The following is a 26082-nucleotide window of genomic DNA, read 5'->3' as shown; positions in this document are numbered from 1 at the left end:
CATTTATTTGACCTTCATCTATTTAAGCTCACTTGTAACGCCCACGTACACAAATCTCTACTGATGAACTCGTATGCTCGCAACGCCACCATCGGCGCCATGAACGACTTAGCCAACCTCGCCCGCCTGATCGAAAACCTCATCCGCTTCGGCACCATCGCTGCCGTCCAGATGCAGCCCCCGCGTGTGCAGGTCAAAACCGGAACTCTGACCACTGCCTGGCTACCCTGGATCGCCCTACGCGCCGGCGCCGACCGAGAGTGGAACCCACCGACTGTCAATGAACAGGTACTGCTGTTTAGCCCCTCGGGCCAACTCGCCAACGGCGTCGCCCTGACCGGCCTGTTCAGCGACTACATCCCCGCCAACGGCGACCGCGAAGGCCTGCACCGCGTCACCTACCGCGACGGCACGGTGATTGAGTACGACAGCATCGCCCACCATCTCGGTGCCACCCTCACCAAGGGCGGCACCACGCATCTGGTCAGCCCCGGCGGCATCAACCTCGTCGGCGACATTACCCACAAGGGCAACTACACCCAGACAGGCAACCAGAACGTCACCGGAAAGGTCACCGTCTCGGCGGACGTGGTGGCCGCCGGCATCAGCCTGGTGAAGCACCCGCACGGCGGCGTCATGCCTGGCAGCGGCAAGTCGGGAGGACCGGAATGAACCGACACACCGGTGCCGCCATCACCACCGAGGAAAGCATCGCCCAATCCATGAGCGACATCCTCAGCACGCGCATCGGTACCCGAGTCATGCGCCGCGAATACGGCAGCCTATTACCCGAACTGGTGGACCATCCGTTCAACGACATCACCCGCTTGCAGGTGTACGCGGCCACCGTGATGGCGCTGATGCGCTGGGAGCCGCGTATCAGCCTGAGCCGTGTGCAGTTCCAGGGCACCACGCTGCAAGGTCAATCCTCATTGGACATCGAGGGCAGCATCGTCGATAGCAACGAGCCGCTGAGCCTGAGCGTGCCTCTGAACTTAGGGGGTAGCGCATGAACTCATTCGTCGCGATTGACCTAAGCCAGCTCCCTGCGCCCGACGTCGTTGAGCAGGTCGATTACGAGCAGATCCTCGCCGAGCGCAAGGCCTACGCCATCAGCCTCTGGCCGGTCGAGGAACAAGCCGAGATCGCTGCACGGCTTGAGCTGGAATCTGAGCCCCTGACCAAACTGCTCCAGGAGAACGCCTACCGCGAGATGGTGTGGCGCCAGCGGGTCAATGAGGCGTCCGTCGCCAACATGCTGGCCCTGGCAAAGGGCAGCGACCTGGAGAACCTGGCCGGCAACTTCAACGTCAAGCGCCTGGTCATCCAGGCGGCCAAACCCTCGGCCGTGCCACCGGTTCCGTTGCTGATGGAAAGCGACGACAGCCTGCGGGAGCGGGCTCAAATGGCGTGGGAAGGCCTCAGCACTGCCGGCCCGCGTAACAGCTACATCTTCCATGCGCGCTCTGCGGACGGCCAGGTGGCCGACGCCACTGCCGAGAGTCCTGCCCCGGCCGAGGCGGTGGTGACCGTGCAATCGATCCTGGGTGACGGCACCGCCTCGCCCGCGCTGCTGGCGAAGGTCAACGCCTACCTCAGCGACGACGACCGCCGCCCTGTCGCGGATCGGCTCACCGTGCAAAGCGCCCAGGTCATCAACTACCAAGTCAAAGCCAAGCTGTTTCTTTCAACGTCCGGCCCCGAGAGCGAGTTGATTCTCGCGGCAGCCAATGCGCAGTTGCTCGCCTTTGTGCACCAACGGCGGCGGCTGGGCTTGGAAGTTTCGGAATCGATTATCCACGCCTCGCTGCACGTCGAGGGTGTGCGCAAGGTCGAGCTGGAGAACTGGGCGGACATCGTCGCCACGAAGCACCAGGCCCCGTACTGCACGGGCATCGACCTGGCACTGGGAGTTGAATGATGGCAGACGCGCCCCTGCTCCCCAGCAATTCGACGCCGTTTGAGCGTCAAGCGGCGCAGGCGCTGGCCCAGATCCAACGTGTGTCGGTTCCGCTACGCACGCTGTACAACCCGGACCTATGCCCGTTGCCCCTGCTGCCTTATCTGGCCTGGACTTTTTCAGTGGATCGCTGGGACAGCAAGTGGCCCGAAGCGGCCAAGCGCGCTGCCATTCGTAGCGCGCACTACATCCACTCGCGCAAAGGCACCATCGGGTCACTGCGCCGCGTTGTTGAACCGCTCGGCTACCGGATCGAAATCATCGAGTGGTGGCAGACCGATCCGGTCGGCCCTCGCGCCACATTCAGGCTCAAGGTCGGGGTGCTCGACGCCGGTATCACCGAAGAAATGTACCAGGAACTCACGTGGCTCATCGACGATGCCAAGCCCCTGACTCGCCACCTTACCGAGCTCGCCATCAGCCTGGAAACCACCGGCCTTGTTCATATCGGCGCCTGCATCACCGAGGGCGACGAGATTGATATCTACCCACCCACACAGCGAGACATTGAGGTCACGGGCTACATCCACCAGGGCGGCCGTGAACACCAGATCGACACCATGGACATCTACCCATGACAGACCAAAACAGCCAGTTTTTCGCCATTCTCACTGCCATCGGCAAGGCCAAGCAGACCAACGCGGACGCCTTGGGCGTTGCGTGGACCTTCGCGCAAATGGGCGTGGGCGACGCCAATGGCACCGACCCAATCCCCAGCGAGCAGCAGACACGCTTGATCAATGAGCGCCGCCGTGCCCCGCTGAATCAGTTGAAGGTTGACCCAGCCAACCCCAACATCATCATCGCCGAGCAGGTCATCCCTGAGAACGTGGGTGGCTGGTGGATTCGTGAAATCAGTCTGTATGACACTGACGGTGACATGGTCGCGGTGGCGAACTGCGCGCCAAGCTTCAAGCCGTTGCTGTCTCAAGGGTCAGGCCGTACGCAGGTGGTGCGGATGAACCTCATCGTCAGCAACACCGCCAACGTCGAGCTGAAGATCGACCCGTCCGTTGTGCTGGCGACCCGTCAATACGTTGATATGAACTTGCAGAACATCACCCACGGCTTTGCTCGCTTGCTGTCGCCGACCTTTACCGGCATCCCCAAGGCCCCGACGCCCGCCCAGCACGACAACACAAAAGCCTTGGCAACCACTGAGTTTGTCCAACGCGGCATGGGCAACTATCGAGGGTTCATCAACGCCACCGACTCATTGACCCTGACCGCTGCCAGTATCGGGGCGGTCGTGAGCTGCATTGGAACCTTCACGGTGACGCTCCCCCCGGCCGCTGATAGCCGTAGCGGCTCAACCGTCCACGTTCGAAATATCGGAAGTGGCACCATCACCGTCGCTTGTGCTGGGGCCGATACGATTAACGCCGGCTCCGGTCAGGTCATGAGCATGGAGCTTGAGCCCGGAACGAACCTTGAATTGATCGGCAACGGCGCTTCGAGCTGGTGGGCCTCTGGGTCTGCCCAGCTTGGATACTCCGATATTTTCAGTGGGCAGTACTCGCCCGCTGGTTTCCAAAAATGGCCGAACCGTTTTATCGAGCAATGGATGCAAGTCATCTTGTCGGCCTCGGGTATCAGCACAATTACCTATCCACAAACGCTATCGGCGGTGTATGGGATTCACCCCGTGGTGATTTTCGGTGGGGCCCACTATGGCGTGTCGGTTGACGGTACGCCCGGGTTGTCCTCCTGCGGACTGAGAGCGAGCACAGCAGCACCGCTGCACGTATTTGTCCGCATCATTGGGAGGCGTTAACCATGCCTTACTACATCGCTGATATTCGTGGATTCGATCATTCCGAAATTCCGCCCGCTGGATCGGTGTACATTTCCGATGAGGACTTTCAAGCCTTGTTCAGGGACGTGGCGAGTCGCCCTGGCGCCTCGATAGTCCCTAACCGACAAGGTTATCCGGTGTTGCAGGAAGCACCTGAACCGACATCGGCAGAACTGGCCGCTGCGGCTTTGGTTCGTCGTGATGAACGGCTGGCCCGGGCAGCCTTGCGAATAGCGCCGCTACAGGATGCGGTCGATACTGATCAAGCCTATGAAGCAGAGGTACAGCTATTGAGGTTGTGGAAGAACTACCGGGTTGAGCTCAATCGGATCGATCAGCAGGACGGTTTCCCTACTTCGGTTGCCTGGCCCATTGAGCCCGGGTCCAGCGAAAGCTGACGTTGGCCTGGCTGGGTAGGCTCGATAAACGCCGGTGCGATTCGACTGTAGGCCCTGACCTACAGCCATATACCCCGTAACACCGAGTGCTAGTCCCGAGGCTACATCGCCTTGCGCCTTTGCCTACAACTAAGCCAGAATCCGCCCGCTTGTGCGCCTTGCGGCCGGGCTCTATCGTTTCCTGGTCGCTGAAAAGAATCAGCGATCGGGTTTAGCGACCCGAACCATAGGCACATAAGCAACCATGCTCCATTGCGGGATCTAACCGCAATTGCGTTATGGCGGCTGTATGTAGGAGACCTTCGGGTCTACCGGGTGCCTATGTCCGGTTCGCTAACCTGCGTGCAGTCGCCACCATTCTGTTTAGCGACAGGTCGTGACGGCTCCCATTTCTCATAGGAGCGTTACCATGTTCAAGGTCACACCCAATCCTCCGGAATCAGATCCCACCTCTTCCTACTCAAGCCTCGACCCGGAAAAATTCCACGAAGCCACTGAGCGGGCACTCAACCATTATTTGAAGCCGCCACCGGCCAAACCCAAGAAAGAACCAGCGGCGGATCAGCTCTTCACTGTCCTCGAGAGTGTCGACACTGAAAGCCTGCTCGCCAACCTCAGCGAAAACCTGGCCTCGGCCAATGCCATGATCAGCGACCTGGCATTCGATCTGAAAGGCTCTCGCCGACATGTTGCGATGGGCATCCAGCAAGTCATTGAAGTGAGTGAACTGCTGGCGAATCGTGCTCTGGATATCATCGATCCGCGTTAGCAATGGGGCCGTGACCGAAAGGGCTAACCGGCGCTTGTAGCCCCCCTGCCTACAAGGCCGTCGGCTCGCCCAATCGATGCAAGCGCGGCAGCCTGTGCAGTGTCATTTCCAACACTGCACAGGCACCCCATGACCGATTATCTCCATGGCGTGCGGGTCATCGAACTCAACGACGGCACCCGCCCCATCCGCTCCATTCCTACCGCTGTCATCGGCATGGTCTGCACGGCCGACGACGCCGATGCGGCAGCCTTCCCCTTCGACACGCCAGTTCTGCTGACCAACGTTCAAACCGCCATCGGCAAGGCCGGTACCACGGGCACCCTGGCGTCCAGCCTACAGGCCATCGCGGACCAGACCAGGCCCTACACCATTGTCGTGCGCGTGAAGGAAGGCGCCACCGAGGAAGAGACCACCAGCGCACTGATCGGCACCACCACCGCCGAAGGTAAATACACCGGCATGAAAGCCCTGCTCGCCGCCAAGGCACGCGTCGGCATGGTGCCGCGCATCCTGGGTGTGCCAGGCCTTGACAGCCTGCCGGTCGCCACCGCCTTGGTGTCCATCGCGCAGCAGGTACGCGGCTTCGCCTACGTCAGCGCCTGGGGCTGTAAAACCAAGGAAGAGGTGGTCGCCTATCGTGAAAACTTCGGCGCCCGTGAAGCCATGGTCATCTGGCCTGAATTCCAGAACTGGAACACCGTTACCAACGCCACGGTGACCGCCTCGGCAGTGGCCCGCGCCTTGGGTCTGCGCGCCAAGATCGACCAGCAAGTGGGTTGGCACAAAACCCTGTCCAACGTCCCGGTCAATGGCGTTACCGGCATCAGTGCCGACGTGTTCTGGGACCTACAGAACCCGACGACCGACGCCAACTACCTCAACAGCAATGAAGTCACCACGCTTATCAATGAGGGCGGCTTTCGCTTCTGGGGCAGTCGCACCACCAGCACGGACCCGCTGTTCGCTTTCGAGAACTACACCCGCACCGCGCAGATCCTCGCGGACACCATGGCCGAAGCGCACATGTGGGCTTTGGACGTTCCGCTACATCCCTCCCTGGTGCGTGACCTCATCGAAGGACTCAACGCCAAGTTCCGCGAGTTGATTACGGCGGGTTATCTGATCGGCGGCAAATGCTGGTACCCGGACGATGCCAATGACAAGGACACGCTCAAGGCCGGCACGTTGACCCTGGACTACGACTACACGCCGGTGCCACCGCTGGAAGACCTCACGCTGCGCCAGCGCATCACCGACCGCTATTTGATGGACTTCGCCAGCAAGATCAATAGCTGAACCCGCCCCTGCGCACCGGAGAACCCGACATGGCCATGCCCCGCAAACTCAAAAACCTCAACCTGTTCAACGACGCCAACAGCTACCTGGGCGTGGTCAAGTCCGTCACCCTGCCGCAGCTGGGCCGCAAGATGGAAGGCTATCGCGGCGGCGGCATGAACGGCCCGGTCAAGGCTGACCTCGGTTTCTCAGACGACGGCATTCAGTTGGTTTGGAAAACCGGTGGGCTGGACCTGATCGTTCTCAGGCAGTTCGGCGCGGTCAATGCCTCGGGCATCGCGTTGCGTTTTTCCGGCGCCTTTCAGCAGGACGACACCGAAGCCATCAGCGCGGTCGAGGTGGTGATGCGTGGTCGTCACGAGTCCATTGAGATGGGTGAAGCCCAGCCCGGGGAAGACACCGAGCACAGCATCACCACCACCTGCACTTACTACAGATTGATCGTCGACAACGAAGACATCATCGAAATCGACCTGCTCAATTTCATCGAAATCGTGGATGGCGTGGACCTGCTGGACAAGCAGCGCAAAGCCATCGGCATCTGACCTACCCCACCCTCTGGACCCGCTATGAATACTCAAGACAACCTTGAAGCCCTACCCCCGCAGGACGACAACACTGTCCGCCTGGATACTCCGATCATCCGGGGCAAGACCGTCATCGACAGCATCACCCTGCGAAAACCGCAGTCCGGCGAGCTGCGCGGAGTGCAACTGGTGGACCTGCTGAATATGGACGTGGCCACCCTCATCAAGATCCTGCCGCGCATCAGCACACCCGGTATCACCGCGTCCGAAGTCGCCAGCATGGACCCGGCCGACCTGCTCGCCTGTGGCAGCAAGATCTCCAGTTTTTTGTTGCAGAAGTCGGTGAAGACGGACGCATCCCTCGTTGCGTAGAAGACGCCATGGCCGACCTGGCCGTGGTTTTCCATTGGGCACCGGCTGACATGGATCAGCTGGGCCTGCAAGAACTAATGGAGTGGCGCGAGCGCGCCCGTGTGCGGAGTAACACCGATGGCGAATGACTTGAAATTGCGCGTCCTGCTCGACGCCATCGACAAAGCCAGCGGCCCGCTGAAGGCCATCGACAAAAGCAGCATCGCCACCGCTCGTGCCTTGAAAGAAACCCGCGACCGCCTCAAGGCCCTCAACGCGCAGCAGCAAGATGTCAGTGCCTGGCGTGCTCAACGCTCGGCCGCACTGCGCACCGAACAGGCGCTCAACGCAGCGCGGGAAAAGGTCAAGACACTCAGCCAACAATTCGCCGCCACCGGGGCGCCGACCCGCGCCATGACCCAGCACTTTCAGAAGGCTGTCCGGGCCGCTCAAGCGCTCAAGCAACAGCATCAAAAACAAAACGAACAGCTTCAGACACTGCGCAGCCGAATGTCCGCCGCCGGCATCAGCACCCAACACCTGGCCCGCGATGAACGCCATCTACGGCAACAAATCAGCGCCACCACTACCAGCCTCACTTTCCAGCACAAACAACTGACCGCGTTAACGGAACGACGCCGACGCCTCAACGCTGCGCGGGTCTCAATGGACGGCTCTCGACGCACCGCTGGCGAGCTGGCCGCCAAGGGGGCAGTCGCGACGGCGGGCGGTGGTTCGGTGTTGTATGCAGGGGCGCGATTGCTGTCGCCGGGCATAGACTTCGATGCCAGCATGAGCGAGGTGCAGGCCATCACTCGACTCGAGGAACAGGCCGACGCGCTCAAAGCCTTGCGCGCCCAGGCGCGTCAGCTGGGCGGCGCCACACAATTCACGGCGGGCCAGGCGGCCGATGCGCAGGGCTATCTTGGCATGGCAGGTTTTGAGCCCCACGCCATCCAGACCGCAATGCCAGGCATGCTCAATCTCGCGGCGGCCGGGGGCACCGAACTGGCCCAAACCGCCGACATTGCGTCGAACATTCTTTCCGGACTGGGTCTCACGGCCGAGGAAATGGATCGTTTGGGCGACGTATTGGTGGGCACGTTCACCCGTTCGAATACAACTTTGCAAATGCTGGGCGACACCATGAAATACGCCGCGCCCATGGCGAAGACCTACGGCGTGAAGTTGGAAGTGGCTGCGGCGATGGCCGGCAAACTCGGCGATGCGGGTTTGCAAGGCAGCATGGGCGGCACGGCGCTCAGCTCGATCATGAACCGCCTGGCCGCACCGCCCAACGGCGCGGAAAAGGCCCTGAAACAGCTGAACATCATCACAGCCGACACCGCCGGTAATCTGCGCCCGCTGCCGGATCTGCTGAAGGAGATCCACGACAAAACCCGCGCCCTGGGCACTGCCGAGAAAGGCGGCCTGTTCAAAGCCATCGCCGGTGAAGAAGCGGTAAAGGGCATGGCTCAGTTGGTCGAACAAGCCGGCACCGGGCAGCTACAGACACTCATCGCCAGTCTGCGCCAAAGCCGAGGGGAAGCCGCTCGTACCGCCAAGGTCATGGCGGACAATCTCAAGGGTGACTTGATTACCCTCAGCAGTGCCTGGCAAGACCTGGGCATCGAACTGCAAGACCAGCAGAACGGCCCATTGAGGGAGCTGGTTCAGTCCGTGATCGAGCTTGTCCGAAGCATCAAAAACTGGACGCGGGAGAATCCAAAGCTCGCGGCCGGGCTGGTGAAAGCCATCGCCATTATCGCGGCGCTGGCTGTCGGCGTCGGCGGTTTGATGCTGGCCCTGGCGAGTGTGCTGCTGCCTTTCGCTGCGCTACGTTATTTCTTGGTTCTGCTGGGCTTTCGCTTGCCCGGGTTGATTGGCCTGCTGACGACGCTGGGCCGTACCGTGCTGCCCTTCCTCGCCAAAGGACTGTGGATGGTCGGGCGTGCATTGATGCTTAACCCTATTGGCTTGACCATCACTGCTATCGCCGGCGCGGCGTACCTGTTGTATCAACACTGGGACGCCGTGACGTCCTACTTGCTTGGCGCTTGGGACGAGATCCAAAGCGGCTTTGATGATGGGCTGGGCGGCATCTTGAGAGTGCTCGCAGACTTCAGTCCGGTTGGACTGATCTACCAAGCTTTCGCCGCGGTTATGAAGTACCTGGGCGTCGATTTGCCCAATCGCTTTACCGCCTTTGGTGGACTGATGATCGATGGCCTGGTTAAAGGATTGACCTCCGGGATGGGCAAGCTCAAGGAGGTGGTCGATCGGCTTGGCACCCGAACGATTGATGCCTTCAAGGAAACCCTCGGCATCCACAGCCCCTCGCGAGTCTTCGCTGAACTGGGCGGCTTCACCATGGACGGTCTCGTCCAAGGTTTAACACGGCGCGCCGACGACCCCGTGCGCGCTATGACGGTCTTAAGTCAACGGCTCATCGAGGCCGGTGAACGGTTGGTGTCCGTTGATTCGTTGACGATTGATCATCGCGCCCCGATCAGCCCTCGGCCCGCCCAGCACATCGACAGTCACGACACCTACGCCATTCACATCCACGCAGCGCCCGGCATGGACGCCGATGCGGTCGCCCGGGCTGTGCGTGCCGAGCTGACACGGCACCAACACGAGCAAGCCGCCCGACGCCGCAGCCGCCTTGCGGACCTGGAGTAACCGACCATGATGCTTGCCTTGGGCATGTTCGTCTTCAGCCTTTCCACTGCGGCCTATCAGGCATTACAACGTCAAACCGAATGGCGCCATGCAAGCAATCCACGCGTTGGCGCAGCACCAGCTCGACAGTTTGTCGGGCGCGGAGACGACACCATCACCCTGCCCGGCATCATCCTGCCGGAGCTGGCCGGCAGCGCACTGAGCCTCGACGCGCTGCGTCTGATGGCAAACACCGGTAAGGCCTGGCCGATGGTTGAAGGGAGCGGCCGGATCTATGACTTGTGGATTATCGAGAGCCTGAACGAAACCAAAACCCTGTTCTTCCGTGACGGCACGCCACGACGCATCGAGTTCACGCTCAGCCTCAAGCGCATCGATGACGACCGTATCGACCTGCTCGGCGCAGCCTCCCGCGTGGGCGTCAGCATCATGAGAGGGCTGCTGTGATCGACGCGGCGCTGTCCAAGGTCACCGGCTACATCGAAGGCTATCGCCGCGATGCCGCCTACGCTGTGCCGGCGTATCGCATCACTGTCGATGGCAAGGACATCGCCCAGTTGATCAGCCCGCGCCTGATGAACCTGGACCTGACCGACAATCGTGGCATCGAGGCAGACCAACTCAGCATCACCCTCAGCGATCATGATGGGTTGCTGACTATCCCACCGAAGGGCGCGGTCATACGCCTGTGGCTGGGCTGGAGCGATACCGGCCTGGTAGACAAGGGCAGCTACACGGTCGACGAAATCGAACACAGCGGCGCGCCGGACGTGCTGAATATTCGCGCCCGTTCGGCAGACCTGCGCAAAGGTTTCAAAACCAAGCGCGAGCGCAGTTGGAGCAACACCACGCTCGGCGCCGTGCTGGGCGATATCGCGTTGGGCAACGGATTGAGCGCCAGTGTTGCCGACGCCTTGGCCGGGTTGCCCATCCTGCAGCTGGACCAGGCCAACGAGTCCGACGCCAACCTGATCAGTCGTATCGGCGAAGACTTCGACGCCGTAGTCACCGTCAAGGCCGGTTGCCTACTGTGCCTACCGGCCGGCGGCGGCAAGACCGCCAGCGGCGCCGATCTGCCGCACGTCACCCTCACCCGCGCCGACGGCGACCAACATCGCTATCTGCAAGCCGACCGCGACAGCTACGACGGGGTGCGAGCGTATTTCTACGACGTGAACAGTGCGAAGAAACAGGAAGCCATTGCCGGTGGTGGCGATTATCTCAAGGACCTGCGCCACACCTACAGCGACCGCCAGTCAGCCTTGCGCGCCGCTCGTGCTGAATTCAACCGGTTGCAGCGCGGTAGCGCGACGCTCAGCTACACCCTCGCCCGGGGGCGGCCTGACCTGATTCCCGAATTGACCTACACGCTGCAAGGCGTGAAGCCGGAGATCGACGCGATCATCTGGTACGGCGGCAACGTGCTGCACAGCCTCAATGCGGACAACGGTTACACGGTCGACCTGCTGCTAGAAAGCAAGCTGCCCGAGGACAGGGTTGAGGATCTGGCTGAAGAGAATAAAGGCGACTTCACCGGAGTGATTGCTCACTACCGTGACAGGAGGACCGGGAAGGAAAAGACGGTGTCGGTCGGTGATCAGAGCAGGCCTAAGCGACTGCGGTGGTTGTACGCCACGGAGAAATCGGCCAAGCGAGCGATTGACCGGGAGTGGCGACGAATGCAGACAGAGACGCCATGACTCGGGCACGAAAAAACGATTACGAACAACTCAAGGATGATTGCATGCAGGACATACGTTGCGGCCATTGCTGCCGCAAGCTGGCCGCCGCCAGCGGCTTCCAAGAACTCCAGATCAAATGTCCGCGTTGCCGGACACTCAACCATTTGAAGGCCCAGAGCCTCCCCTCAGTGTGCCGCGAGCATCCAGAACAACGAGTTCATGAATGCAGCAACCCACTATCGGAAGCCTGTTCGCAGGCATAGGAGGCTTTGATGTCGGATTTGAAAACGCGGGCTACCGCAGCGCCTGGCAAGTTGAACTCAACCCCATCAACCGGGCTGTGCTTGCCGACCGATTTCCCCATGCACAGCAATTTGAAGACGTGCGCCAGTGCGGCGCCCACAACCTCAGCCCCGTCGATGTCCTCACCGCCGGCTTCCCCTGCCAGGACATCAGCCTTGCAGGAAACCGAGAAGGCAACCACGCCTCCCGAGGACTACGGGGCGAGCGCAGCGGCTTGTTCTGGGAAGTCATACGTATCCTCAAAGAGATACAACCTTGCTGGGTGGTGCTTGAGAACGTCGTTAACCTGCTCGCTGTCAACGATAGCCAAGACTTTGAGACAGTCGTCAGGGCCCTTGCGGACTGCGGGTATGTGGGATTTTGGCGAGTGCTTAATGCTCAATATTTCGGAGTCCCCCAGCAACGTCGTCGCATATTCCTGGTCGCCGGTTATCGACGAATGCCCCCCTTCGAGTTCCTGGCTGACGCCGCGCCAGTGGACGCAATACCTCCAGCGTCTCGCTCGATCCAGTGGCCTCGGCCCGCGGATGCCTGGGCTGCCAATACTCTATTGGCAAACAAGGCCGGCTCCCAGATCGCTATGGGCTGTACCACTTTCGTCGCTCACCCGAACGGATGGGATCAGATGGTTGAGCGGCAGCGAGCGGCTGAAGATGATGGGTTTTGCCTCGGACTGGATGCGGCCAACCTTGCGGAGGCTTTCAGTGCCGGAAACGCCGTTGTTACGCAGGTCGCGGAGTGGGTTGGGCGGGGGTTGATCACGGCGGGGTGATGCATCGCGGCAGAGCTTCAACAACATCGTTGGGCTCCCTTCAGTTGTTACGCGCTGTGTCTCTACCCCGTATTTTTGGCAAACGCTTCCATCGTTCAGGCAAGATGCCATTTTTTGATCGGGACGCACCATGCGCTGGGGAGATGTTACAGACACTGATGGCAAGGTCTACAGCCTCGCGCACTTGCAGCCTTTTACTGGAATTTTCCGCATCGAGGAGGTCGATATAACGATCTCCTTCACCTTCGGTTTTCACTGCTTCACGGATGAGAAAGGTAACGGCAGGTGGATTGACTGCCGGGGCGAACGACGGTCATTTTCCCCAGATCGCTGGGAAGCGAGTAAAGAGCTGCCAACCTGGATCAGAGAGCGCATGCTTGACGCCACGGTCAGACTATTTATTTCAAATAAACAGCGTCGCTATTTCTGTCTGGACATCTACGACTACGTGCTGATTTTCCAGATTACCAAGCCCAATAACACTGAAAACACTCTAAAAATGCTACTCATTACCGCCTATGAGGTTGACCAATGGGGATTAAGCACCCTCCCCAAGGGCCCGCGTCATAACCTGTCCTGGGTCTTGAGTCAGCGCGCTCAGGGCATCACCCTTTAGATAGCAAAAAGCCCCGATGCTTTCGCATCAGGGCTCTTTGTGAATCTCATTAAAGGTCTAACCTTTTCACGCTTTACGCGCTTATCCAGCCAAGGCTCGGAGAGGCTTTGCAGCCTCCGGATCGACACCCCGACCACCTAAGTGGAAGGTTCCAGTCCGTGTCGACAGTTCTAAATCTACTCGGCTTTGACGCTTCAGTCAAACCGGAATAGTCGTGTATGCCTGGGCAGGGCTCTGTCATTTCGTTCTACGATGGTGGCCCGTCAAGGCTCTGTGACAGGTTTTTGGCGGCCCCTCAGGCCATGAACGCCAGGACCGGAATTATTTCCTGTGGAACACGGCCTGTTAGCACGAGGAAGCGCCGCCAAACGCCATAGGGAGGCGCTTTGCTGCCATCCTTGAAGGCCCTCACTCGGCGATCCGAGGACAAGCCTAATAAGGCCGCTAGCTTCGCGTCGGTGTTGTATGCCGGGAAATGCGCCTGAAAGTGTCGGAAATACGCACCGATCAAGTCCCGGTGCGGTGGCTCCCATCCTTCCTGCTCGGTCAACAGGTGGGTACGCGGGTACTGGCTTTCGTCCACCTCGGTTTGCCCAGGCAGTTTCGGCGCCTTCAGGTTGGCTTGGAGCTGCGCCACACCCGCCTTCGTTGCCGCCTCGAACACAAAAGCCTGCTGTTCGGTAATGCTCGGTAGATCGATGTTCATAAACCAATTCCTTAAGCGCCTGTGAAGCGTCAGGGGCCTTGCGGCCCCCTTTGCTTACCGTGGCGACAGCTCGATACGTCGAACGTCTGAAACACGGATATTGACCAAGCTCAACGTCCCGGTGGCTACCCTTTGCCAGTCGCCTCGCTGGTGGATCGCCGCGAGACAGTAGAACAGGTAATCCGGTAACAACAGATCAGTTCGTTCCACCCGTAACCCGATGTGCTCGGGGTTGTAGCTTCGGGTGGGCTCGCCGCACCTTTGTATTGAGCCCCGCCGTACGATCCAGAAATGTGCCTCGGGAAAGCGCGTGCGGATGGTCGCTACCTCAGAAAGTTTCATCTCGTTCTCCGCCGGCGGCATGGCTAGCCCCCTCAGAGTCGAGTGGCTTTCTGCATGCCACCAACGGAATCGATATTAGGCTCTTTGAGCCTATTTGAATAGTCGCGATTAGGCTTAAAGAGCCTAGATATATTACAATTTATCTCATTCCGTGCCTGTCGCATCGCTAAACTGTTTGGTCCTACTTAATTCCGCAGCAGGTCAGCAAATTAACGACGTACCATGTGCATTTTTAGGTATTTCTCTCGTTAAATTTGTATTGCTTGCCTTCTATTTCCACGACGGTTTCGATGCCACCTTTGATTAGTTCCATTCCGAGGTCAAAGGGGGGAGCGGAGCCTTCCGGCATGAGAGAGACATAGATATTTACGTTTTCATAAAAACAAAGATGGATTAAGGAAAACCCAAATTTGTCCGGATCGGCAAGCCGATAGTAAAAAACTTCGGGATTGCTTCCGCTTTTCTCCCTCAGATCAATTTCCGCCCTGTGAGCAATAAAAGCCTTGAATGCGTTGTGGTTTTTATTGGCTGAATGTAGAAAGCCCATAAACACCTTAATTTTTCCGTTGAAAGACTCTTGAAAGTGGTATCTATATACTCCGTAGGCAATATGTGTAAAACAGTCGATAAGCCTCGCATAGTCAGGCTGACCAAAAATCAGATCAAGAAATTTATTTTCGTCACCCAAACGCAATGTATGTTTTGTGAGAAACACTTTATCGAGTAGCCTGTTCGCACGCCGTTTCAAAGCACGCTGAACTTTACCATGATAATGCTCATAGCCAATTGAATTGTTGCCTAATATCCCAGCGAGGCTGACCATGAGAAATTCATCGTCTCGGCTTTTGTTAGCATTATGTACATCGCATGACGGGACGGTAATTAAATTATCTCTTAGATTTCGCTTTACATCTTTATGCTCTGGAAATATGCACTTCGGAGGCACGTGCTCGTCCGATGTTGCCGGGGAGTCACACATGTAGCACTTTTTATTCTGCATTTTGCAGCTTCCTTTTTTGATGTGACACGTCGACCTTGATCCATAGGCATCGGAGACATTAGCGCAAAAAGGGTTATTTGACCTTAAATGCTTTTGACAACCCAGAGCTGATCAAGCTTTGTGGTAAAACTTTGACTCATCATTTCTCGCCTCATCGCCCAATTAGGACTGGAAGGCACACTACCAGTGCGCAACGTCCCACGCCCCCAGCGCTGATTGATCTCGTCCAACACGCCCATCACCTTTTCGGCTGCTATCGGTTGAGACTGGGCGAACAGGTCGTCCGTAAACTCGCCAGGTTGGTGTAGATCCATCAGCAATATCTCAGCTTTGCTATATTTGAAACCCGGCTTGAACAAACGATTTACCGCCTCGGTCGCCGCCTTCGTCAGCAACCGCACATCGTTGGTAGGGTAAGGGAGTTCAACCAGCGCGCCATTGGCGTACTTCGCCTCTTCTGGGTTGAACATGCCGGTGCGAATGCTGACGCGGATCTTTTTGCACAACGAGTTTTGCGCTCGCAGCTTTTCCGCCGCTCGGTGAACATAGGTAGCCACCGCTTCCTTGATCGGCTCTATGGTCGTGAGGCGCTTGCCGAACATACGACTACTACAGATCTCCTGCTTGGGCGGCTCGGTCTCGGAAAGCTCCAGGCATGAGGTGCCGGCCAGCTCGCGAGCGGTCTTCTCGATCACCACGCTGAATTTCTGCCGGAGCATCCAGGGGTCGGCTTTCGCCAGGTCCATGGCCGTCTTGATGCCCAGGCCTTCGAGGTGGACTTTCATCCGCCGGCCCACGCCCCACACCTCGCTCACGTCAGTGTTGCGCAGCACCCAGTCACGCTTGACCGGGTCGCAGATATCCACGACGCCACCGGTGTGGGCTTGAAGGCGTTTCGCGGTGTGGTTGGCGAGCTTGGCCAAGGTCTTTGTGGGAGCGATGCCGACGCCCACCGGAATGCCGGTGCGCTTGTGAACCGCGGCGCGAATGGTGCGACCGAACGCCGTTAGATCGCCCCGAATACCTGTCAGGTCGGCAAAGGCCTCGTCGATGCTGTACACCTCCACGGCCGGTACCATCGATTCAATGATGGTCATCACCCGCTCGCTCATATCGCCGTAGAGCGCGTAATTGCTGCTGAACACCTGGACGCCGTTGCGGCGCAGTACGTCCTTTATCTGGAAGTACGGCGCGCCCATCTTTACAAAGGGCTTGGCGTCGTAGCTGCGTGCAATGACGCAGCCATCGTTGTTGCTCAGTACGACGATTGGGGTCTTCGCCAAGTCCGGCCGGAAGACGCGCTCGCAACTGGCGTAGAAGCTGTTGCAGTCGATCAGCGCAAAGACTTGTTCACGGTTTGCCATGGTCGCGCACGCTGTAGGTCACCACACCCCAGATAATCAGCTCGTCGCCCTCCATGACGTAGCGCGGCGGGTACTTGCTGTTCGCCGACAACAGGATGATTGTGTTGTCACGCATGTGCAGGCGCTTACAGATGGGCTCGGAGTTGAGCCCGGCGATGACGATATCGCCGTGCTCGGCGGTCAGGCTGCGATTGACGACCACCAGGTCTCCGCAAAATATGCCGGCGCCTTGCATGCTTTCGCCCTCGATTTTTGCCAGGTAAACGTGTGGGGCCCGGATCTCGAACAGCTCGTCCAAGGAGATATGCTTTTCAATGTGATCGGCTGCCGGCGAAGGAAAACCCGCAGGAATCTGGAACGAATACAGCGGGAGCTTTTCGCCCCCTTCCAACAGCGGGCCAAGGATGGTGACACTCATGATGCGAACTCAACGCAGTTTACTGTATGTGCATACAGTAAACTCGGCGTTATACACGCGGTCAATTGGTGTATAGGAAATTTCGACGGGTGACACCATGTGTGGACGCTATTCGATTTACGAGCCGATAGACCACTACCTGAGAGAGCTGGGCTCACAGCAGTTGGTGATCAACGGCTATGACCTTTGGGCCATCGATCGGTACAACGTGGCACCCACGACTCGCGTCGAGATCATCAGGCCGGCCGACGGTGGGTTGAGCATCGATAAGGTGCGGTGGGGATGGTCCCCATTTTGGGCGAAGGGCAAGCGGCCCGACCCCATTAACGCCCGGGTAGAAACGGTCACTACCGGGAAATTCTTCAAGCAGCTTTGGCCGAACGGTCGAGCCGTGGCGCCTGCCAATGGCTGGTTTGAATGGGTCAAGGATCCCGATGATCCCAAGAAGAAGCAGCCCTATTTCATCCGTTTGAAAAGCCAGGCGCCGATGTTCTTCGGTGCGCTGGCGCAAGTGACACCTGGGTTGGAGCCGAACGACCAGGACGGGTACGTCATCGTCACCGCTGCCAGTGGCCAGGGCATGGTCGATATCCATGATCGGCGGCCCCTGGTGCTCGCTCCTTCAATAGCTCGGGAATGGCTCGATCCTGAGCTGGACGCGGCCAGGGCTGAAGAGATCGCCAAGACCGCGTGTCGACCGACTGAGGACTTCGAGTGGTTTCGGGTTGGCCGGGATGTGGGGAATGTCAGGAATCAAGGCTCCCAACTGATCCTCCCAATGGATGAACCAATTTGACCCGCACGGCCCAAGAAACCAGCGCACCAACCAAAATCTCCCGATGAGACGCGAAGCCGTGCGCGTGCGACGAAGACAGCAGAAACCCAGCCCTACATCGCTAAAAGGTAAAAAATGCCGGATTAGCGGGAAGTTACTGATTGCCAAGCCTGCATCTGAGTCCCCAGTGACAGCAGAAAAATTATGCAGGATTTCACTATTTAGCAGCGCGCCTACCAAGACGCTGGGAGCCGACTACGCTCCTCACATCATCCGATGAGGTGAGATCCTTGATTTCTAAAAGCTGAGAGGATTTGTTTAGCGCGAGATGCCGCTCTGGCAGCCAATTATGTTCCACGGAGGAATAATGGCAGAAAAAAATCGGTCCAAACTACTACGGTTAACCGTACGCAACATCGGCTGTATTGGAGATGAAGGGATCGAAATTGAGCTGGATAACATCGTTTGCCTTGTGGGTAAGAATAACGCAGGTAAATCGACAATCCTCAGAGCGTATGAACTGGCAAAGGGCACAGTTACTTTCGATGTTCATCGTGATCGGCATCAACATGCGCAGGAGGACCAACCATCGGAGGTTTTGCTTGAAGTCCACATTCCGGAAGGGATTGGCAACGTAGACGCAAAGTGGAAGTACGCGAAAGATGACTTTCTCGTTGTCAAAAGCAGATGGTGTTGGGACGCGCCAAGCTTTCAGAGAATCCGGACAACGTGGGATCCTACTGCCGGACCTGAGGGGAAAGGCGATTGGGCCGAAGACTCCAAAGCAGGAGGAGCGGACTCAGTGTTCAGCTCGCGCCTACCGCGTCCGCTTCGGATCGGATCTCTCGACGACGCTGCGAAAACTGAAGATATGCTCCTGACCCTTGCTCTGACTCCTTTGTTCACAGCATTAGAGCAGGCGCGTAGTAACTCTGAGTCTGATCTGGCCCGAGCCATTGCAAGCGTATCTCAAAATATGCAGGTTCTAAGTGGGCAGCACGAAGAGCACTTCAACATTATCTCGAACCGGGTATCAGCAGGGTTTAAAGGTGTTTTCCCTGCGCTTGATGTCAGCCTACAGATCGGTAGCGCCCCACTCGTGCCAAAGCTTAGTGAACTTCTCAAAAGCGGTTCGAGCTTACGCGTAAAAGACGGCGCAGCGGAAACTGAGTTATCCCAACAAGGTACTGGCGCACGCAGAGCACTTTTCTGGTCGATGCTTCAGGTACACAATGAGCTTACCCGAGACAAGGAGGTCCGAGCGGATTTTCGAAAAGGGCTGGAGAAGGATATTGCCGATCTTAACAAACGAATTGTTAAGCCTGCGAAGGGAGTAGATGTAGCTGCGTTAGAGGAAGAACTTACTAACGCCAAAGCTCAACTGCAAGCACATGATAGCGGTGGTCCCATCCCCGACAGTCCAGATGACCCTGCTTTCCCCGGATATCTGCTCCTCATTGATGAACCGGAAAACGCGCTACATCCCATGGCTGCTCGTGCAGCTCAACGTCATTTGTACAAGCTAGCAGAGAGCCCGGACTGGCAAGTCGTCATGACGACCCACTCACCATATTTCATAAACCCCTTCGAAGATCACACAACCATCGTCAGACTCGAACGCTCAATTGAAGGGGCCAATGCCCCTATAACACCCAACACGTATCGTTCAGACCTAATCGAATTCGAAGGGGATGACAAGAAACGACTTCAGGCACTCCAGCACATTGATCCGAGTTTCTCTGAAGTTTTTTTTGGATCCTACCCCGTGCTAGTGGAGGGGGATACAGAACATGCAGCGTTCATGGCGTCCATTCTCGAGAAGCAGCATCAACTTATAGATCGGGTTACTATCATTCGAGCAAGAGGAAAAGCGATCCTCGTCCCATTAATCAAAGTTATGACTCACTTCAAAATCGACTTCGGATTGGTACACGATGCTGACTCCCCCTTCAAAAAAAATGGGCACAGGAATGGGATGTGGACCGAAAATGATAAAATCAGGACCAGCATGCAAGCTGCTCGACAAGCCGGATTAACAGTGCGCCATCGCATCAGCATTCCCGACTTTGAACGTCGTTTGGGAGGAGAGGAGGCTTCGAAGGACAAGCCGCTAAATGCATATCTACAAGTGACTCAGGATGAGGTCTTGGCAAAAGCTGTTCAGGAACTTCTCACTGAACTGCTAAGCTCGGATCAACACGAGCCATATACTTCTGAAGCCATCCAAGCGACCGGCTATATGCCACTGCTCATTGGGGACGTGACCAAATGGGCAGAGCAGAATGGGCTTGGTGAAGATGTTCGATTCAAGAACCAAGGTAACGCGTAGCAGAAATTAAGCGGCGGTGGGCCACACCGCCTCTTGGGCAATCTGAGCCATCCATTTTCAATCCTTTAAGTGGCACTAGAATGCAGCATAGCCGTAGGTAGAGGGTCTCTGCCCAGCTGAGATCCTCTACCTTGCCAGGCCGACTACAACAAATTCGCCAGCTTGGTAACAAAGTCCGTACTCAGGCCTGGGATATTGAGATCATGGAGCGCACGCAAGCGTCTTTGCAACGTGCCTTATATAACCCCGATCTGTATCAGACAGCTCCCTGTACCATGTAAGAAGATTCCACTCATCTCGTGTTAGCTCAGAATTTTCGCGGTCGCTCTTCTCCACGCCAATGTTCTTTTTCTCATCCTGATCCAACATGCCCACTACTCCATTAAGTGCATTGCGTGCGCAACGTTACTTAGGCGTGTGGGAAATCAAAACCGAAATTCATCGTAACGAATCGTTTAAATACGACTAGTTATTTCTCGGCGCGGGAAAGGCCGGGGGCTTCGGCCATAGCGCTGATGATCCGATGCACAGCTTTTTGGTCATAGTCGGACAAGGTCCTGAACTGGTGCAGCAGCGCTTCTTCGGCCTCGCTCAAGCCTTCGAGCGCACGTTGCGTCCGCCTTCCAGTCAAGACATACGGCACATCGACACCAGCCTTGAGCACCGCTGTAAGGTAGACAGAATCAGGGTTTCGCTCTCCTTTCTCATAGCTGCCCTGAGTATTGCGGGTGATACCACCCAGTTGCGCAAAGGTCTCCTGGTTGAGCCCAAGCCGCGTCCGTTCCTCACGCAAGCGCTCACCCACGCCAACGTCCATGTCATTTTCTGATGCACAACTTTTCAAACTTTCACCCTTTACAGGCACAAATCCTTGGGCATAATTGCACCAATTCAACACGGATGCCCACGAATGGACACTATGCCCGCCCCCCTCACACCCGAGCAAGCCCGAGCGGTGCTTGATCGAAAAGGTATCAGCATTGCGCAGTTCTCTCGTCAAAACGCGCTGAACAGCAACCTGGTAAGCGACCTGCTCAATGGCCGGAAGAAAGGACGCCGCGGCGAAGCCCATCGAGCGGCAGTGTTACTGGGCATCAAGCTCGGCACTGTGCCGGCAACCATCACTCCATCAGCCCTCGCGCAAGGATGCCGCCGTGAGCACTTACAAATTGGTCTGCCCTCATTGCCAGTCACGGATGCGCATCCGCACCAGTGAAGGCACACATATTTTTCTTCGCATTGCTTACTTGCAATGCACTAACGAGGCGTGCGGTTGGTCTGTTCGCGCCGAGTTTGAAATGACGCACGAGATGAGCCCCAGCGGGATGGCCAACCCTTCGGTCAAGTTACCGTTGGCAGATGTCGCGCTACGTCGTGAGGCGATGACAACAAATGTCGCGCAACTCGAACTTTTACCCCACTCAAGGATGGAGCGGACTGAATGAACGATACCCAGCCTATTTCGCTTGATTACCGCAGCAGTATGCAACAGGCCGCCCTTGCCTATCTGGCTCGACACCAAGCAGAGCATCTGGCCGATGGCGATCAGTTGTTCAAAAACTGTATCCGCCATCTGATCGTTGCACTTGAGGTGCCGTCCGGCATTGCGACGAAACTGGCGCACTTAGCCTGGACCGAGCATCACGCAGCGTCCGGCCTCGACCACCCCTCGTCGCTTTAACTTAATCATTGACTCAACCCTACTCGACCTTAGGGCTGGGTTTGTATTGCCCATCGGTTGGTGCGACATGGAACAGTCAGAAACGCTACGAGCTGAAGTGCTTCAACGGCTCAAGGACGATTACGGATTCAAGGCGCGGCACAGTGCCGTCTATTGGCGCGGCGGCAAATGCCCAGCCTGTGGACAAAAAGAGCTTTATACCCGGGTTTCGAAACCGTGGCTGATCATTTGCGGTCGCGAGGGCAAATGTGCGAAGCGCTGGCACGTTAAGGAGCTGTATGAGGATCTGTTCAATGACTGGAGCCGTCGAGCGCCCTCTTGCGATCAATATCCCACCGCAACAGCTCGAGCCTATCTTGAGTTTGCCCGTGGGTTTCGCCTTGAGCTGATTCAGGGCTGGTTTAGCCAAGAGTCATACTATTCCCGAGAGCTGAACGAAGGCAGCGCTACGGTCCGTTTCGCCCTGGACAAAGGTGGGTATTGGGAACGGCTGATCGATCGTCCGCATCGCTTCGGCAAGATGAAAGCTCGGTTCAAGCCTGGCGAGAGTCCTCGCGGCGTTTGGTGGTGTCCGCCTTGCGTCGAATTGTTGGACGTCGCCGAACTGTGGATTGTCGAGGGGATCTTCGACGCTATCGCCCTGGTGCATAACGACATTGCAGCGGTGTCGTCTATGTCGTCCAACGCCTTTCCCGAAGAATCGTTGAGAGAGCTGGCACGACTGCGCGGCGGCAAGTTGCCCAAATTGGTCTGGGCCCTGGACAACGAGCCCGGCGCGCACAAATACACCAGAAAATGGGTACGACAGGCCCGCGCCTTAGGTTATGAATGCGAAGCAGCGCAGATCCCTCAGCCTGACAGCCGCAAAGTCGACTGGAATGACCTGCATCAACGCTGGGCCTTCATGGATGACGAGCCCCAACATACCGAGCAAATCAAAAAAGACTTGGCGACCGCCCGCTACCACGGCTCGCTTCTGATCGCCGAAAGCGCGACCGAGAAAGGCGTGCTGATGTATGAATGGCGGGAGCGTTTTGAGTTTCACTTCGAGTTCGAGAGCCGGTTGTACTGGTTCAAGATGGACCTGGAGAAGTTCAATAAGGCCATGCAGGCGTTGGAGTCTTCGGAGCGCCACGAAGACCAACTGCTTAACGATAAACAACGTCGGGACAAGGCGCTGCGCCAATGCGGTGGTGTTGTCGAAATCGCCAACTGCTATCCCCAGGCTCTGTACTTCCAACGCAACGAGGTAACCGACGAGTCCTGGTACTACTTCCGTGTGGATTTTCCGCACGAAGGCGGCAGCGTGAAGAACACCTTCACAGGCGGCCAGGTCGCTGCCGCCAGCGAGTTCAAGAAGCGCTTGCTCAGCATGGCGGCCGGCGCGGTGTTCACTGGCAGCGGGCAGCAGCTCGACAAGATCATGAAGGACCAGCTCTATGGGCTGAAAACTGTAGAGACCATCGATTATGTGGGCTACAGCAAGGAGCACGGTGCCTATGTGTTCGGTGATATTGCCGTGCGCAATGGCATCGTCAGCCAGGTCAACAAAGAAGACTTTTTTGAGTTCGACAAGCTGCGGCTCAAGACGCTGCAGAAGTCGATTGCGATGCACATCCAGCGTGATGCCAAGCACTACCGCAACGACTGGCTACCCATGCTTTGGACATGTTTTGGCGCCAAGGGAATCGTTGCGCTGGCGTTCTGGTTTGGTTCGCTGTTCGCCGAACAGATTCGCGCGCAGTACAAGTCGTTTCCCTTCTTGGAGGTCACGGGCGAGGCCGGTGCCGGTAAAACAACGCTGCTGACTTTTCTCTGGAAGCTCCTGGGCCGAGAACATGAAGGTTTCGATCCGTCGAAATCGACGCGTGCCGGCCGCCAGCGGGCAATGGGACAAGTTTCCAATATGCCGGTGGTGTTGATCGAGGGCGACCGCAACGAGCCGGATAAAGCACATGCCAAGGGCTTTGACTGGGACGAGCTCAAAGACTTCTTTGGCGGCGGTACCCTCGGCACCCGGGGGATGAAAACCAGTGGCAACGAAACCTACGAGCCACCGTTTAGGGGTGTCGTCGCCATCAGCCAGAACGCCGATGTCAGCGCGTCGGAGGCGATCCTGACCCGGATTATCAAAACTCACTTTGCTCGTCCCGCGGTGACCACTGAGAGCCGCGCCGCGGCGGACAACCTGAACCTGATCCCGGTGGAACAGCTCAGTCACTTCCTGCTGATGGCTGTGCGAGCTGAAGCTCAGGTCATGGCGAAGTTTGCCGAGCGGGTGGCGGCGCATGAGCAGAGTCTGCGCCAGCTCAGGGACATCCGTGTGGAGCGGATCATCAAGAACCACAGCCAGATTATGGCTTTGGTGGACTGCCTTGGTTTGGTCTGTCCACTGGATGAGAACCAGCGTGTGTCAACCCATCAGGCCCTGACAAGTTTGGCGCTGGAACGTCAGGCGGCGATCAGTGCCGACCATCCTTTGGTTGCTGAATTTTGGGAAGTGTACGACTACCTGGAAAGCCTCGGCGAGGGGCCGCAGGTCAATCACAGCAACGACCCACAACTAATTGCAATCAATCTGAATGAATTCGCCAAGCTCGCCAGCGAACATCGGCAGAACCTGGCCGAGCTGAAAACCTTAAGGCCGCTGTTGACAGACAGCCGTAGCCGGAAATGGCTGGATAGCAATAAGGCCACCTACAGCGCTGTACGCGCTTGGCAAGTAACCCAAACCCCAATGACGAGCCGCTCGATGACGGTGAAGTGCTGGATATTCAAGCGTAACGATAGGATGCAAGGAGCAATCCGATGAAAAGTTCTTCGAGATGTACAAGGACCGCCGCTGAAATTACCGATTTCTCCACTGAAAAACATCGAATCTACGTGAGTTCTGGCGCCTGGTTTCGCCAAGACTTGTTGTATCCGATCTTTGGCCTCAGCACCGAAGCGGTCCGCAAATACCGCTCGAAAGGCATTTGGCTTGAGGGTAAACACTGGCGCTGGGATCCGGCCAACGTGATTGTCTACAACCGATCGGCCATTGAACGGTGGATGGAGGGCCAGCCATGAATGGCAAGCTACCCACTGGGGTCGAGATGAATGGCAAGCAACTACGAATCTGGTTCATCTTGAATGGACAGAGATACCGCGAGCCCTTGGAAGGTGTCGCCAAGGTCAATAAGGCTTCGATTGCTTACGCCGATAATAAACGTCGAACGATCATGACTGAGATCAAAGAGGGTCGCTTCGACTACGCCGCTCACTTCCCCAACTCCCCTCGCGCAGCGATGCTCTCGGGGACCGGGGGACCAGCGAACAAACGCACAGTCGAAGAAGGAATTGATCGATGGCTTGAGGTTCAACGTGCTCAAAAGGCACCGAGCACCGTTGTGAACTATGTGAGCAAGTCCGTTCACGTCAGCAATAAATTCGGGAAGCGTCGCATCGTCGATATCAATCGAAGCGACATCGCACTATTCCAAGCTCAGTTGTTGAAACAAGGTCTTGCCCCTAAAACGGTGAACGACATCTTCACGATTGTCAGGGGAGTTTGGGCCGATGCCTTTGGCGACGGCATTCTGAAAAACAATCCATTAGACCGGATCAATAACGTGGGATCGGATACCGACTCAGAATTTGCGGACCCGTTTAGCCGAGATGAAATTGACTTGATCGCGAAAGCGGATGTCTCCCGGGCGCCGGACACTCGGATGATCGCTTTCAACTGTTGGGCTGGTTTGTCACTTTCGGAGCTCATTGCGTTGGCAGTGGAGGATGTGGACCTGATAGCCGGTACGGTGCAGGTGAGGCGGGCATTGGTTGTAGGCGAATTTAAGGTGCCCAAGGAACGCGCCAGGCTGCGCACAGTTGAGCTTATCGATCCAGCTCTTGAACTCATGAGGGAAATTGTCGCCGCTGCTCACAAAGCGCCCTACGAGGAGATCAAGGTGACTCAGCGAGACAACATCACCAGCAAGAAGCAGAAGGTACGGTTTCTGTTCCGTAGCAGCACCAGCGGGTTGCTATGGAATGGGCGGACGTTGAGCAAATGGTTTACTGAACACTTAAAAAAGGCAGGAGTTAGGCATAGAGGGCCGAATCAATGTCGGCATACCTTCGCAAGCCAAATGCTGTCGAGTTATGTTCCTGTGGAATGGGTAGGACGTCAGCTGGGACATGCAGATACGACGATGGTCAGAAAGCATTATGGCCGGTGGATTCCAACTGATACGAAGAGCATGGCGGGGATGGTTTCGAAGATGCTAGGTTTCAGGAAGTAAAATGTAGCTCACGGACCTTCGTGAGCTACATCA

General features: G+C 57.2%; 29 protein-coding genes and 1 pseudogene. 25 read left to right on the top strand and 5 right to left on the bottom strand.

Annotation, left to right across the window (positions count from 1 at the left end; genetic code table 11):
• Window positions 1–99: 99 nt before the first annotated feature.
• The 17 genes from J3361_RS15725 to J3361_RS15645 all read left to right on the top strand — a co-directional run bounded on the left by J3361_RS15725 (window position 100) and on the right by J3361_RS15645 (window position 13154).
• Entirely contained in the window at window positions 100–672 is a 573-nt protein-coding gene (locus tag J3361_RS15725; protein WP_207965398.1) for a phage baseplate assembly protein V, read from the top strand.
• Complete coding sequence (locus J3361_RS15720; RefSeq protein ID WP_207965355.1) at window positions 669–1013, top strand: GPW/gp25 family protein; 345 nt, start codon at window positions 669–671, stop codon at window positions 1011–1013. Before J3361_RS15725 ends, J3361_RS15720 begins: the two co-directional genes overlap by 4 nt.
• Window positions 1010–1921 (top strand): baseplate J/gp47 family protein, encoded by a 912-nt coding sequence (locus J3361_RS15715; protein WP_207965354.1) that lies wholly within the window; start codon window positions 1010–1012, stop codon window positions 1919–1921. The genes J3361_RS15720 and J3361_RS15715 overlap by 4 nt, the downstream gene beginning before the upstream one ends.
• Window positions 1921–2538 (top strand): phage tail protein I, encoded by a 618-nt coding sequence (locus tag J3361_RS15710; protein ID WP_207965353.1) that lies wholly within the window; start codon window positions 1921–1923, stop codon window positions 2536–2538. Before J3361_RS15715 ends, J3361_RS15710 begins: the two co-directional genes overlap by 1 nt.
• Window positions 2535–3734: a phage tail protein gene (locus J3361_RS15705; RefSeq protein WP_207965352.1), complete on the top strand. Its 1200-nt coding sequence runs from the start codon at window positions 2535–2537 to the stop codon at window positions 3732–3734. The genes J3361_RS15710 and J3361_RS15705 overlap by 4 nt, the downstream gene beginning before the upstream one ends.
• Before the next feature lie 2 nt (window positions 3735–3736).
• A complete protein-coding gene (locus J3361_RS15700) occupies window positions 3737–4153 on the top strand; it encodes a tail fiber assembly protein (RefSeq protein ID WP_207965351.1) in 417 nt (138 codons plus the stop codon).
• A gap of 409 nt (window positions 4154–4562) precedes the next feature.
• On the top strand, window positions 4563–4922 hold the full coding sequence (locus J3361_RS15695) for a DUF6124 family protein (RefSeq protein WP_207965350.1): 360 nt from the start codon (window positions 4563–4565) through the stop codon (window positions 4920–4922).
• 129 nt (window positions 4923–5051) lie between these two features.
• Window positions 5052–6221 (top strand): phage tail sheath protein, encoded by a 1170-nt coding sequence (locus J3361_RS15690; RefSeq protein WP_207965349.1) that lies wholly within the window; start codon window positions 5052–5054, stop codon window positions 6219–6221.
• A gap of 29 nt (window positions 6222–6250) precedes the next feature.
• Window positions 6251–6766: a phage major tail tube protein gene (locus tag J3361_RS15685; RefSeq protein WP_207965348.1), complete on the top strand. Its 516-nt coding sequence runs from the start codon at window positions 6251–6253 to the stop codon at window positions 6764–6766.
• A 24-nt stretch (window positions 6767–6790) separates the two neighbouring features.
• Window positions 6791–7120, top strand: coding sequence for a phage tail assembly protein (locus J3361_RS15680; RefSeq protein WP_207965347.1), 330 nt, complete (start codon window positions 6791–6793; stop codon window positions 7118–7120).
• An 8-nt stretch (window positions 7121–7128) separates the two neighbouring features.
• Window positions 7129–7248, top strand: a complete 120-nt coding sequence (locus J3361_RS15675; RefSeq protein ID WP_207965346.1) for a GpE family phage tail protein — start codon at window positions 7129–7131, stop codon at window positions 7246–7248.
• On the top strand, window positions 7238–9781 hold the full coding sequence (locus J3361_RS15670; protein WP_207965345.1) for a phage tail tape measure protein: 2544 nt from the start codon (window positions 7238–7240) through the stop codon (window positions 9779–9781). The genes J3361_RS15675 and J3361_RS15670 overlap by 11 nt, the downstream gene beginning before the upstream one ends.
• A 6-nt stretch (window positions 9782–9787) precedes the next feature.
• The gene (locus tag J3361_RS15665; RefSeq protein WP_207965344.1) at window positions 9788–10228 is read left to right on the top strand and encodes a phage tail protein; all 441 of its coding nucleotides are present in this window, start codon (window positions 9788–9790) and stop codon (window positions 10226–10228) included.
• Entirely contained in the window at window positions 10225–11481 is a 1257-nt protein-coding gene (locus J3361_RS15660) for a phage late control D family protein (protein WP_207965343.1), read from the top strand. The genes J3361_RS15665 and J3361_RS15660 overlap by 4 nt, the downstream gene beginning before the upstream one ends.
• A complete protein-coding gene (locus J3361_RS15655) occupies window positions 11478–11726 on the top strand; it encodes a Com family DNA-binding transcriptional regulator (RefSeq protein WP_347709632.1) in 249 nt (82 codons plus the stop codon). Before J3361_RS15660 ends, J3361_RS15655 begins: the two co-directional genes overlap by 4 nt.
• A complete protein-coding gene (locus J3361_RS15650) occupies window positions 11687–12538 on the top strand; it encodes a DNA cytosine methyltransferase (protein WP_207965342.1) in 852 nt (283 codons plus the stop codon). Before J3361_RS15655 ends, J3361_RS15650 begins: the two co-directional genes overlap by 40 nt.
• 130 nt (window positions 12539–12668) lie before the next feature.
• On the top strand, window positions 12669–13154 hold the full coding sequence (locus J3361_RS15645) for a hypothetical protein (protein ID WP_207965341.1): 486 nt from the start codon (window positions 12669–12671) through the stop codon (window positions 13152–13154).
• Window positions 13155–13449: 295 nt separating this feature from the next.
• Here J3361_RS15645 and J3361_RS15640 read toward each other — a convergent pair whose 3' ends face one another.
• From J3361_RS15640 to umuD, 4 genes are all read right to left on the bottom strand, one after another.
• Window positions 13450–13860: a hypothetical protein gene (locus J3361_RS15640; RefSeq protein WP_207965340.1), complete on the bottom strand. Its 411-nt coding sequence runs from the start codon at window positions 13858–13860 to the stop codon at window positions 13450–13452.
• 574 nt (window positions 13861–14434) lie between these two features.
• A complete protein-coding gene (locus J3361_RS15635; RefSeq protein WP_207965339.1) occupies window positions 14435–15202 on the bottom strand; it encodes a hypothetical protein in 768 nt (255 codons plus the stop codon).
• Between the two features lie 83 nt (window positions 15203–15285).
• Window positions 15286–16566 (bottom strand): Y-family DNA polymerase, encoded by a 1281-nt coding sequence (locus J3361_RS15630; RefSeq protein WP_207965338.1) that lies wholly within the window; start codon window positions 16564–16566, stop codon window positions 15286–15288.
• The gene (gene umuD, locus J3361_RS15625) at window positions 16553–16984 is read right to left on the bottom strand and encodes a translesion error-prone DNA polymerase V autoproteolytic subunit (protein WP_057452066.1); all 432 of its coding nucleotides are present in this window, start codon (window positions 16982–16984) and stop codon (window positions 16553–16555) included. The genes J3361_RS15630 and umuD overlap by 14 nt, the downstream gene beginning before the upstream one ends.
• 97 nt (window positions 16985–17081) lie before the next feature.
• Here umuD and J3361_RS15620 point away from each other — a divergent pair, with 97 nt between their 5' ends.
• Window positions 17082–17780, top strand: coding sequence for an SOS response-associated peptidase family protein (locus J3361_RS15620; RefSeq protein ID WP_207965337.1), 699 nt, complete (start codon window positions 17082–17084; stop codon window positions 17778–17780).
• A 346-nt stretch (window positions 17781–18126) separates the two neighbouring features.
• On the top strand, window positions 18127–20088 hold the full coding sequence (locus J3361_RS15615; protein ID WP_243458888.1) for an AAA family ATPase: 1962 nt from the start codon (window positions 18127–18129) through the stop codon (window positions 20086–20088).
• Between the two features lie 469 nt (window positions 20089–20557).
• On the opposite strand, the gene J3361_RS15610 is transcribed toward J3361_RS15615, so the two are convergent.
• Complete coding sequence (locus J3361_RS15610; RefSeq protein WP_207965335.1) at window positions 20558–20905, bottom strand: helix-turn-helix transcriptional regulator; 348 nt, start codon at window positions 20903–20905, stop codon at window positions 20558–20560.
• Between the two features lie 102 nt (window positions 20906–21007).
• Between J3361_RS15610 and J3361_RS29520 the strand changes: the two are divergent.
• The 6 genes and pseudogenes from J3361_RS29520 to J3361_RS15580 all read left to right on the top strand — a co-directional run.
• Window positions 21008–21187, top strand: a pseudogene (locus J3361_RS29520) (DNA-binding protein); the annotation flags it as partial.
• A 55-nt stretch (window positions 21188–21242) separates the two neighbouring features.
• Window positions 21243–21533, top strand: coding sequence for an ogr/Delta-like zinc finger family protein (locus J3361_RS15600; RefSeq protein ID WP_072344114.1), 291 nt, complete (start codon window positions 21243–21245; stop codon window positions 21531–21533).
• A complete protein-coding gene (locus J3361_RS15595; protein WP_207965334.1) occupies window positions 21530–21769 on the top strand; it encodes a hypothetical protein in 240 nt (79 codons plus the stop codon). The genes J3361_RS15600 and J3361_RS15595 overlap by 4 nt, the downstream gene beginning before the upstream one ends.
• Window positions 21770–21836: 67 nt before the next feature.
• Window positions 21837–24581 (top strand): toprim domain-containing protein, encoded by a 2745-nt coding sequence (locus tag J3361_RS15590; RefSeq protein ID WP_207965333.1) that lies wholly within the window; start codon window positions 21837–21839, stop codon window positions 24579–24581.
• Window positions 24578–24838 carry an excisionase family protein gene (gene xisR / locus J3361_RS15585; RefSeq protein WP_207965332.1) on the top strand — a complete coding sequence of 87 codons (261 nt, stop codon included), beginning with the start codon at window positions 24578–24580 and terminating at the stop codon, window positions 24836–24838. The genes J3361_RS15590 and xisR overlap by 4 nt, the downstream gene beginning before the upstream one ends.
• Window positions 24835–26049 carry a DUF3596 domain-containing protein gene (locus J3361_RS15580; protein ID WP_207965331.1) on the top strand — a complete coding sequence of 405 codons (1215 nt, stop codon included), beginning with the start codon at window positions 24835–24837 and terminating at the stop codon, window positions 26047–26049. The genes xisR and J3361_RS15580 overlap by 4 nt, the downstream gene beginning before the upstream one ends.
• Window positions 26050–26082: the final 33 nt, after the last annotated feature.

The sequence above is a fragment of the Pseudomonas sp. OA65 genome (assembly GCF_017498305.1).
GTDB classification, from domain to species: Bacteria; Pseudomonadota; Gammaproteobacteria; order Pseudomonadales; family Pseudomonadaceae; genus Aquipseudomonas; species Aquipseudomonas zanjanensis.
The sequence above is the reverse complement of the archived record's forward strand: the minus strand, read 5'-3'. Positions and strand labels throughout refer to the sequence as shown.

Coding starts and splice junctions, on each gene's coding strand:
- J3361_RS15630 (WP_207965338.1), bottom strand. CDS start 16,566: ATGGCAAACCGTGAACAAGTCTTTGCGCTGATCGACTGCAACAGCTTC.
- J3361_RS15580 (WP_207965331.1), top strand. CDS start 24,835: ATGAATGGCAAGCTACCCACTGGGGTCGAGATGAATGGCAAGCAACTA.
- J3361_RS15690 (WP_207965349.1), top strand. CDS start 5,052: ATGACCGATTATCTCCATGGCGTGCGGGTCATCGAACTCAACGACGGC.
- xisR (WP_207965332.1), top strand. CDS start 24,578: ATGAAAAGTTCTTCGAGATGTACAAGGACCGCCGCTGAAATTACCGAT.
- J3361_RS15705 (WP_207965352.1), top strand. CDS start 2,535: ATGACAGACCAAAACAGCCAGTTTTTCGCCATTCTCACTGCCATCGGC.
- J3361_RS15710 (WP_207965353.1), top strand. CDS start 1,921: ATGGCAGACGCGCCCCTGCTCCCCAGCAATTCGACGCCGTTTGAGCGT.
- J3361_RS15675 (WP_207965346.1), top strand. CDS start 7,129: ATGGCCGACCTGGCCGTGGTTTTCCATTGGGCACCGGCTGACATGGAT.
- J3361_RS15665 (WP_207965344.1), top strand. CDS start 9,788: ATGATGCTTGCCTTGGGCATGTTCGTCTTCAGCCTTTCCACTGCGGCC.
- J3361_RS15650 (WP_207965342.1), top strand. CDS start 11,687: ATGCAGCAACCCACTATCGGAAGCCTGTTCGCAGGCATAGGAGGCTTT.
- J3361_RS15640 (WP_207965340.1), bottom strand. CDS start 13,860: ATGAACATCGATCTACCGAGCATTACCGAACAGCAGGCTTTTGTGTTC.
- J3361_RS15725 (WP_207965398.1), top strand. CDS start 100: ATGAACGACTTAGCCAACCTCGCCCGCCTGATCGAAAACCTCATCCGC.
- J3361_RS15595 (WP_207965334.1), top strand. CDS start 21,530: ATGAACGATACCCAGCCTATTTCGCTTGATTACCGCAGCAGTATGCAA.
- umuD (WP_057452066.1), bottom strand. CDS start 16,984: ATGAGTGTCACCATCCTTGGCCCGCTGTTGGAAGGGGGCGAAAAGCTC.
- J3361_RS15700 (WP_207965351.1), top strand. CDS start 3,737: ATGCCTTACTACATCGCTGATATTCGTGGATTCGATCATTCCGAAATT.
- J3361_RS15685 (WP_207965348.1), top strand. CDS start 6,251: ATGGCCATGCCCCGCAAACTCAAAAACCTCAACCTGTTCAACGACGCC.
- J3361_RS15670 (WP_207965345.1), top strand. CDS start 7,238: ATGGCGAATGACTTGAAATTGCGCGTCCTGCTCGACGCCATCGACAAA.
- J3361_RS15695 (WP_207965350.1), top strand. CDS start 4,563: ATGTTCAAGGTCACACCCAATCCTCCGGAATCAGATCCCACCTCTTCC.
- J3361_RS15715 (WP_207965354.1), top strand. CDS start 1,010: ATGAACTCATTCGTCGCGATTGACCTAAGCCAGCTCCCTGCGCCCGAC.
- J3361_RS15615 (WP_243458888.1), top strand. CDS start 18,127: ATGGCAGAAAAAAATCGGTCCAAACTACTACGGTTAACCGTACGCAAC.
- J3361_RS15620 (WP_207965337.1), top strand. CDS start 17,082: ATGTGTGGACGCTATTCGATTTACGAGCCGATAGACCACTACCTGAGA.
- J3361_RS15590 (WP_207965333.1), top strand. CDS start 21,837: ATGGAACAGTCAGAAACGCTACGAGCTGAAGTGCTTCAACGGCTCAAG.
- J3361_RS15680 (WP_207965347.1), top strand. CDS start 6,791: ATGAATACTCAAGACAACCTTGAAGCCCTACCCCCGCAGGACGACAAC.
- J3361_RS15645 (WP_207965341.1), top strand. CDS start 12,669: ATGCGCTGGGGAGATGTTACAGACACTGATGGCAAGGTCTACAGCCTC.
- J3361_RS15635 (WP_207965339.1), bottom strand. CDS start 15,202: ATGCAGAATAAAAAGTGCTACATGTGTGACTCCCCGGCAACATCGGAC.
- J3361_RS15610 (WP_207965335.1), bottom strand. CDS start 20,905: ATGGACGTTGGCGTGGGTGAGCGCTTGCGTGAGGAACGGACGCGGCTT.
- J3361_RS15720 (WP_207965355.1), top strand. CDS start 669: ATGAACCGACACACCGGTGCCGCCATCACCACCGAGGAAAGCATCGCC.
- J3361_RS15655 (WP_347709632.1), top strand. CDS start 11,478: ATGACTCGGGCACGAAAAAACGATTACGAACAACTCAAGGATGATTGC.